At 62.3% G+C, this 7800-nt stretch carries 7 protein-coding genes; 2 read left to right on the forward strand and 5 right to left on the reverse strand.

All coding sequences use genetic code 11. The features are described from left to right. Positions 1-22 precede the first annotated feature (22 nt). On the reverse strand, positions 23-1102 hold the full coding sequence (locus tag CCD76_RS16420; protein WP_087720507.1) for a sugar phosphate isomerase/epimerase family protein: 1080 nt from the start codon (positions 1100-1102) through the stop codon (positions 23-25). Continuing rightward, entirely contained in the window at positions 1099-2289 is a 1191-nt protein-coding gene (locus CCD76_RS16425; RefSeq protein WP_087720508.1) for a Gfo/Idh/MocA family protein, read from the reverse strand. The genes CCD76_RS16420 and CCD76_RS16425 overlap by 4 nt, the downstream gene beginning before the upstream one ends. A 221-nt stretch (positions 2290-2510) precedes the next feature. Here CCD76_RS16425 and CCD76_RS16430 point away from each other — a divergent pair, with 221 nt between their 5' ends. Then, positions 2511-3509, forward strand: a complete 999-nt coding sequence (locus tag CCD76_RS16430; RefSeq protein WP_087720509.1) for a LacI family DNA-binding transcriptional regulator — start codon at positions 2511-2513, stop codon at positions 3507-3509. A gap of 79 nt (positions 3510-3588) precedes the next feature. Here the strand turns inward: CCD76_RS16430 and CCD76_RS16435 are convergent, their stop codons facing one another. Next, a complete protein-coding gene (locus CCD76_RS16435; RefSeq protein WP_087720510.1) occupies positions 3589-4770 on the reverse strand; it encodes an MFS transporter in 1182 nt (393 codons plus the stop codon). Positions 4771-4880: 110 nt separating this feature from the next. Here CCD76_RS16435 and CCD76_RS16440 point away from each other — a divergent pair, with 110 nt between their 5' ends. Further along, the gene (locus tag CCD76_RS16440; RefSeq protein WP_087720511.1) at positions 4881-5735 is read left to right on the forward strand and encodes a helix-turn-helix transcriptional regulator; all 855 of its coding nucleotides are present in this window, start codon (positions 4881-4883) and stop codon (positions 5733-5735) included. Between the two features lie 39 nt (positions 5736-5774). On the opposite strand, the gene CCD76_RS16445 is transcribed toward CCD76_RS16440, so the two are convergent. Together CCD76_RS16445 and CCD76_RS16450 are read right to left on the reverse strand one after the other, a co-directional pair. Next, positions 5775-6875 (reverse strand): type I restriction endonuclease, encoded by a 1101-nt coding sequence (locus CCD76_RS16445; RefSeq protein ID WP_087720512.1) that lies wholly within the window; start codon positions 6873-6875, stop codon positions 5775-5777. A 300-nt stretch (positions 6876-7175) separates the two neighbouring features. Then, the coding region (locus tag CCD76_RS16450; RefSeq protein ID WP_087720515.1) for an AraC family transcriptional regulator at positions 7176-7800 on the reverse strand (625 nt) is incomplete at its 5' end.

Consider the following 7800-nt stretch of genomic DNA (forward strand, 5'->3'; position numbering starts at 1 on the left):
CCTCGTTATTGTGTGGTGGGTGTCAGTGCGTCTCGTCGAGCCCCATCAGACGCCGGTTGCGCGCCGGGTCCGAGCCGGTGTCGGCGAAGTTGTCGAAGGCCTTGTCGGCCCGCTTGATCAGGTGGCTGGCAATGAAGGGCGCGCCCTCGGCGGCGCCCTGGGCGGCATCCTTGAGGCAGCATTCCCATTCGAGTACCGCCCAGCCGTCGTAGCCGTATTGGGTGAGCCGCGAGAAGATGCCCTTGAAGTCGACCTGGCCATCGCCCAGCGAGCGGAAGCGACCGGGGCGGTCGACCCATCCCTGATAGCCGCCGTAGACTCCGCTGCGGGCGCTGGGCGTGAACTCCGCATCCTTGACGTGGAACATGCCGATCCGCTCGTGGTAGCGATCGATGAAGCCCAGGTAGTCGAGCTGCTGCAGCACCATGTGGCTGGGATCGAAGAGGATCTTCGCCCGGGGATGGCCGTCCACGGCGTCGAGGAAGCGCTCGAAGGTGGCGCCGTCGTGCAGGTCTTCCCCCGGGTGAATCTCGAAGCACAGGTCGACGCCCTGTTCGTCGAAGACATCCAGGATCGGCCGCCAGCGACGGGCCAGTTCGGCGAAACCCTCCTCGATCAGCCCCGCCGGCCGTTGCGGCCAGGGGTAGACGTAGGGCCACAGCAGGGCGCCGGAAAAGGTGCCGTGTGCTGTCAGCCCCAGACGCCGGCTGGCGCGGGCGGCGAGCTTGAGCTGTTCCTCGGCCCAGTGCCGGCGTGCGTCGGGCCGCCCATGCAGGTGCGCGGGAGCGAAGCCGTCGAAGAGTTCATCGAAGGCGGGGTGTACCGCCACTAGCTGGCCTTGCAGATGGGTGGAAAGCTCGCTGATCGCGACACCGGCCTCGGTGCAGCGTCCGGTCAGTTCGTCGCAGTAATCCTGGCTGTCGGCGGCGAGTTCGAGATCGATCAAGCGTGGATCGACCGTCGGCATCTGGACGCCACGATAGCCGAGCGAGGCGGCCCAGCGGGTGATGGTGTCGAGATCATCGAAAGGGGAGTGGTCGTCGAGGAACTGGGCGAGAAAGAGTCCCGGACCCTTGATGCCGTTGTCGTGAGTGCCTGTCATGTCGTTGCCTCCGCGTCATGCCGCTGGGAAGTGTCCTCAAGAGATGTCCACTTGGCGGTGCCGGCCTGGCTTTTCAGCAGGGCCTCGATGAAGGCCATGCCCCGCAGCCCCTCTTCCATGCCGGGAACGCCCTCGGCGGCGCCGCGATCGCTACGCCGGACGGCGCAGGCGAAGTCGCGGTAGAGGTTGGCCAGGGCCTCCAGATAACCTTCGGGATGGCCTCCGGGCAGGCGCAGGCGTTGCAGGGCCTCCGGCGCCAGGCCGGGCTGGTCGATCCCTGCGCGCAGCACCCGCATGGGCTCATCAAGGCGCCGGTGGATCAAAGTGTTCGGCTCCATCTGCTGCCACTCCAGCGCGCCGCGATCGCCATACAGGCGGATCTTCAGGGCGTTCTCCTCGCCGGTGCAGACCTGGCTGGCCATCAGGGTGCCGCTGGCGCCTTCGGCGGTGCGGAACAGGGCGTCGCCGTCATCATCGAGACGCCGCTGTTCGCCATGGATGCCGAGGGCGGCGCAGAGCTCGGTGACGTGGTGTCCCGAGATGAACTCGGCGAGGCCGAAGGCGTGCGTGCCGATGTCGGCCATGCAGCCGCTGGCACCGGCGATGGCGGGGTCGGTGCGCCATCTCGCCTGCTTGTTGCCGGTGCCCTCGAGGTTGGTGCCGAGCCAGCCCTGGGGGTATTCGACATGAATCTTGCGCAGCCGGCCGAGCTCGCCATCACTCACCAGGCGGCGTGCCTGCCAGACCATGGGGTAACCGAGATAGGTATGGGCGAGACCATAGAGGCCCTGGCTCGCTTCGAGGGTGGTGGCGAGTCGGCGTGCTTCCGCCAGGGTGGTCGCCGCCGGCTTCTCGCAGAAGACGTGGAAACCCGCCTCGATCGCCGCCTGGCTGATGGGCACGTGCAGGTGATTGGGCGTGACCACGACCAGCACGTCCATGCGCTGGTCGTCGGGTAGCCGGCGCTCGCCATCGATCAGTGACTGCCAGTCGGGGTAGAGGCGCTGTGCTGACAGGCCACAGGCCTCGCCGGTGCGGGCGTTGTTGCCGGGGTCGCGGCTGAAGCTGGCGCAGACCAGTTCAAGCTCGCCATCCAGAGCGGCGGCCAGGCGATGCACCCGGCCGATGAAGGCGCCTTCGCCACCCCCGATCATGCCCATTCGCACGCGTCGTTTTGCTGTTGTCATTCGTCCTCCACAGGGTTCGGCTGGACTGTCTCGGCCGGTCTTATAGGTGAGTGTAACCGGTTACATTTCGCTGAAAGCTAGCCCGTGAACCGCACGGGTTCAATGAGACCTAGGTCGCAGGGAGGCGAGCGGGAGTAGCGGTGAGTCAGGGTCGATGATGCAGTAGACTGGCCCGCATGATGGTGCCGAGGTAGGCGACGAGGGGAGGTATACAGTCAGGCATGACCAATATTCGCAAGGTGGCCGAGCTGGCCGGTGTGTCGGTGGCAACGGTGTCGCGCGCCTTGAAGACCCCCGACGTCGTTTCGCCGGGAACGCGTGACAAGGTGTTGGCCGCCGTCGAGCAGGCCGACTATCGACCGAATCTCACGGCGGTGCAGTTCCGATCGCAACGCACCCGTAACTTGGTGGTGTTGGTGCCGACCATTGCCAACACCTTCTTTGCCCGGGTGATTGGCGGCATCCAGGAAGCGGCACAGCGGCGGGGATACGGCATTCTGCTGTGCAATACACTCGGCGATGAACGTACCGAGCGGGCCTACGCCGGCCTGGTGTCGACCCGTCAGGCCGATGGCCTCATCCAGCTGCGCGCCCATGATCCCTTCACGACATCGAGCGGCCAGGCACGCCCGCCGATGGTCAACGCCTGTGAGGTGCTCGACGCGGCACCGTGCCCCACCGTCAAGCTCGACAACCGAGCCGCCGCCCGGTCGGTGACTGAGCATCTGCTGGCATTGGGGCACTGCCGTATCGGCATGATCAAGGGGCCGCGCAATAGCCCCTTGACCCGGGATCGTCTGCTGGGCTTTCAGGATGCCCTGGCCGTTGCGGGCCTGTTGCCGGACGAAAGTCTCGTGTTTCCCGGTGACTTCACGCCATCCTCCGGGTACCGGGCAGCTGGCGATCTGCTGTCACGAGCCGACCCACCCACGGCGATCTTCTGCGAGAACGATGAAATGGCCATGGGCGCCATGCGGCGCATCAAGGAAGCGGGGCTGCGGATACCCGAGGACATCTCGGTGGCGGGATTCGACGATATCGCCTTCGCTTCCTTCTGCGATCCTCCCCTGACGACCATCGCCCAGCCCGCCGAGGATTTCGGTCGCGAGGCCGTGGCCCTGTTGCTCGACATCATCGATGACCGGGATGACGCAGCGGATGAGCATCGCATCATGCCCTTCGAGCTGGTGACACGAGAGAGCACGGGGCCGGCTGCTTGATCCCGGAGGCACGAGACGATGCGGATCGACGGTTTGATCAACCTCTTTGAACGCCAGTTGTCGCACTGGCGTGGCGAATTCACGAATTTTGGCAGTCCGCGCCGCGTGCATTGGCACGCTGCCACAGCCATGCCTGCACGCCCATGCCCGATAGCGCCACGAGTCCGGCGACGATGGAGAGTGTGTCGACGGGCATCTGTAGGGCCAGGGCGAGCCCACCGAGCGAGACGCCGAGAGCGCTGCCGAGATAGAGCGCGGATTCGTTCAAGGCCACCGCGAGGTTGCCGTCGCCCTGAGCTTCGCGGGCTTTCATCAACTCGTTGTTCTGGGGCACCTGTAGCGCCCAGCCCACGGCGCCCCAGAGCGCGATCGGAATCAGCGCCAGCAAGGGGCTGATCCTAAGCAGCAGCGGGAGGACTATCAGCGCGATACCCAGCAGCAGCATGATGGCAAAGGTGAGCCTGGGGCCTGAGAAGCGGTCGACCAGCGTGCCGATCAAGAAGCTGCCGAGCACCCCGCCTACGCCCCACACCCATAGATAGGGCGTCACCGAGCGCTCGCCGTGCGCGCCGATCAGCGGCGCGATGAAGGTGTACATGCCCAGGCTGGCAATGGCGGCCAGCAGGGAGATGCCGAGCAGACCAATGACCCGGCAATCAACCAGAATGGAGAGCTTGCGGCGCATCGGGACCACCTGGGCGGCGGGCATGGGCGGTAGGCGGCAGATCAGACCGATCAGCGCCACCAGCCCGATCAATGCGATCAGCCACAGGGCGGCCTGCCAGCCCCATCGCTGTGCCAGCAGCAGGCCGAGCGGCACGCCGAGCACGGTGCCGCTCGCCATACCGCCCATGATGATCGAGATCGTCTTGCCGCGAGCCCCTGCCGGCGCCACGCCAACGGCCGCCGCAATGCCGATGGCGAGGTAGGTGCCCGCCGCCATGCCGGCCAGCACGCGCCAGGCCATTAGGGTGGCGAGGCTGGTTGTCAGCGCGCTGGCGGCGTTGGCGACCACGAACAGCCCCAGCATCACAAACAGTCCGCCACGTTGTCGATGCACGGGCAGTAGGGCGACACACAGTGGCGAACCCAGTCCGTAAGCCAACGTGAAGGCGGTAACCAGCTGGGCGGCCACGGAAACGGAGACCGCGAAGTCGGTCTGGATCATCGGGATCAGCCCGGCAGTGACGTAAGAGACCATGCCCAGCGCGAAGGCGCCGATGGCCACCAGATAGGTGGTGCTATGTGTTTCGCGTGTCATCTGTACTTTCCTCGTTATGTCGGATGGCAGTGCAGGGAAGTACACGGAGTGTGTGGTTGGTTTTAAAGTGTTACAATTTAACCATTTATACTATTACTTGAGGCAACAGAATGGCCCAGAAGAGAACGCTAGATCGCACGCGAAATGAACTCGCCGAATTTCTGCGTACCCGCCGTGAGCGGATCTCGCCCGAGTCGGTGGGGCTGCCGGTGGGCACGCGTCGGCGCACTCGGGGGCTGCGGCGCGAGGAAGTCGCGACTCTCGCGGGAGTGGGGGTGACTTGGTACACCTGGTTGGAGCAGGGACGCGAAATCGGCGTGTCTTCAGCCTTCCTCGATAACTTGGCCCGAGCACTGCAACTGGACGCGGCGGAGCGACACCATCTATTCCTGCTGACTCACCAGCGCCCGCCGGTCGAGCCGGGCAAGACTTGGTGTCAGGTGCCGTCTCTGGTGAAGCGCCTGATGGACGACCTGACGACACGCCCCTGCTACGTACTGAATCTGCGCTGGGACGTGCTGGCCTGGAACGACGCGGCGGCGCGGGTATTCGGCTTCGACCGTCAGCCAGCCGAGTATCGCAATCTACTTTGGATGCTGTTCACGGATGCCGAATTGCGCCGCATCATTGCCGACTGGCAGACCCAGGCACCGCGTATTCTCTCCAGTTTCCGACGCGACTACGCGCGAGCGGACGACGATCCCGCCATCGGCAATCTGGTGAAAGAGCTCACCGCACATTCCCCCGAGTTTCGCCAATGGTGGCACCGCCACGAAGTAGATGCGCCTTGCCAGGGTGTGCGCGCGCTCGAGCTTGATGGACTGGGAAAGATCGGCTTCGAGCACACCAGCCTGATCGTCGACGAAGGCCGGCACCTGCGCCTAGTGGTCTATGCCGTGCAGGAGACGGACCCTCAGGCTGAGGCTTTCGACCGCTGGGTAGGTGGCGAAACGGTCGATAGATGAGTTAGCCCAACCACAGTCGGGGCTAACTTCTATCGTTTATTACTTGATTGGTGTAGCGTCTCTGACGTTCTGCCCTAGGTATTGCTGAAGCGTTTCTATTAGTTTTGATCGATGCTGAAAGAGGTCGCTTACCGAAGCGATGTCCACAAGTTCTTGCTGCTTATCCTTGAAGAAGCCGACACGCTTGATGCTTTTCGTATTGAAATGTAATCGGCAGATAGGTTTGCGATTATTGTCATCGAGTAGGATGGCGCAATATGACTTTGCATCACGCATGGCAACACGGGATACATCGACGACCTCTGCCAAAATCGAGCGAACGATGTTATATGCGTCGATCTCCTCTTGAGTGGTCACGATTTCATCCTGTTCTGGCTCTAGCTGTGCCTGAACTGGCTCGGGTTGAGGAACGGTGTCATCCACGTAGTTACGAGCCAAGGCGCCTTTCAGCCGCTGTGCTACCTGTTCCTTGATATATAGCTTGCCTGCTTCTTTCACGATTGGCATGAACTCGTCGATTACCTGTCTGGTATGTCGACCCTCGTAGAATCGAGAAACAATGAATTTAACGAACTCTTCGGGAGGCTCTTTGATCGTTTCTTCGATGGCCCGCTTGGCGAGGTTCGTGTACTTAAGGCGATTCGCTGTGCTAAGAATTGCATCTACATCAAAGTTAGGCTTTGTGAACTTACGGAGCTCTTCTACGTCACCGTCGTTAAAGTCTTCCAAGTCAAATACAAAGAAAGGGCGAGAATCGAGTTTGTTTTGTGCATCCAGATCGGAATAGAAGCGATATTTTAAGCCATTGGTGAGAATGGCGAACTTGGCTTCAGTGCAGCCAAAGTAGCGAAACAACTGGGAGTACTGGGTGTTGGCGAGGTCGGTCCCTAGAGGCTTGCATTCGATCAATATCGATAGCTCATCGTCTTTCCGAATAGCATAGTCGACTTTCTCGCCTTTCTTCGTCCCGACATCTGCAGTGAATTCAGGTACTACCTCCCGTGGATCGAATGGATCGTAACCGAGCGCTGCAAGTAACGGCATGACGAGCGCTGTCTTCGTCGCTTCCTCGGTCTTGATATGATCCAGCTGATCGCGTCCGCGTTGTGCAATGCTGCTGAGCTTATCACCTAGTTCCATGTGTCCCTCGCGTACAAAATAGTTAGTATTGTTACGTTCGCTAACAGATTAGTCCTAGGTCCAGATGAGGGCAAAGCGACTTTAGCGGGATATCAAAGGTTCATATAGTTCGTAAACGCCGAGCACTTCCAGCCGCTAGGACGCTGGGGAGTGTTCGCCTTTGCTTTTCATGCGATCTTCAATTTTCCTTGCGCCGAGCCTCGGCTTCCGTTTCCGCATCGTCACCGGCCTGATGGCTTTCATGGCTGCTAGTTCGATGCCGTAATCGGGCCATGCGGGTTTGGAGGGCTGTCTCCCGCATCAGCATCGGTCGGGCGACTCCTCCTCCTGACGAGTAGCCGCGCGGACAAAGGCGGTAGGGGATTGACCGAGCACCTTGCGGAACATGCTGGAGAAGGCGCCGGGGCTGTCATAGCCGAGTTCCAGCGCGGTACGGGTAACGGAGCTGCCGGAAAGCAGTCTGGGAACGGCGGCCATCAGGCTGGCCTGCTGGCGCCATACCGCGAACGACATGCCGGTCTGCTGACGGAACAGGCGATTGAAGGTGCGCTGGCTGCGGTGCAGTTGCTTCGCCCACTCCTCGGGTAGGCTACGGATATGCGGCTGGGCGAGAAAGTCTCTGCACAGGCTGGCCAGTTCAGGATCTTGGGGCAAAGGCGCAAACAGCGGCAGCGATGGCGCCAGTTGCAGCTCGTACAGCAGGAGTTGGGCCAGGGCGCCATCGCGACCGCTCTCGTCATAGAGCGCGGGCATGTTGGCGGAGGCCAGCAGCAGATGATGCAGCAGCGGCGACACGACCAGCACCTCGCAACCGGGGGAGGGGCGTGGCGCCGCAACGGGTTCGATATACAGGCTGCGGGTACTGACGCCGTTCATCCGCACCCGGTGGCGCTTGCCCGCCGGCAACCAGACACCGCTGTAGGGC

This window comes from Salinicola salarius (assembly GCF_002179555.1).
GTDB classification, from domain to species: Bacteria; Pseudomonadota; Gammaproteobacteria; order Pseudomonadales; family Halomonadaceae; genus Salinicola; species Salinicola salarius_A.

Coding starts and splice junctions, on each gene's coding strand:
- CCD76_RS16420 (WP_087720507.1), bottom strand. CDS start 1,102: ATGACAGGCACTCACGACAACGGCATCAAGGGTCCGGGACTCTTTCTC.
- CCD76_RS16440 (WP_087720511.1), top strand. CDS start 4,881: ATGGCCCAGAAGAGAACGCTAGATCGCACGCGAAATGAACTCGCCGAA.
- CCD76_RS16425 (WP_087720508.1), bottom strand. CDS start 2,289: ATGACAACAGCAAAACGACGCGTGCGAATGGGCATGATCGGGGGTGGC.
- CCD76_RS16445 (WP_087720512.1), bottom strand. CDS start 6,875: ATGGAACTAGGTGATAAGCTCAGCAGCATTGCACAACGCGGACGCGAT.
- CCD76_RS16430 (WP_087720509.1), top strand. CDS start 2,511: ATGACCAATATTCGCAAGGTGGCCGAGCTGGCCGGTGTGTCGGTGGCA.
- CCD76_RS16435 (WP_087720510.1), bottom strand. CDS start 4,770: ATGACACGCGAAACACATAGCACCACCTATCTGGTGGCCATCGGCGCC.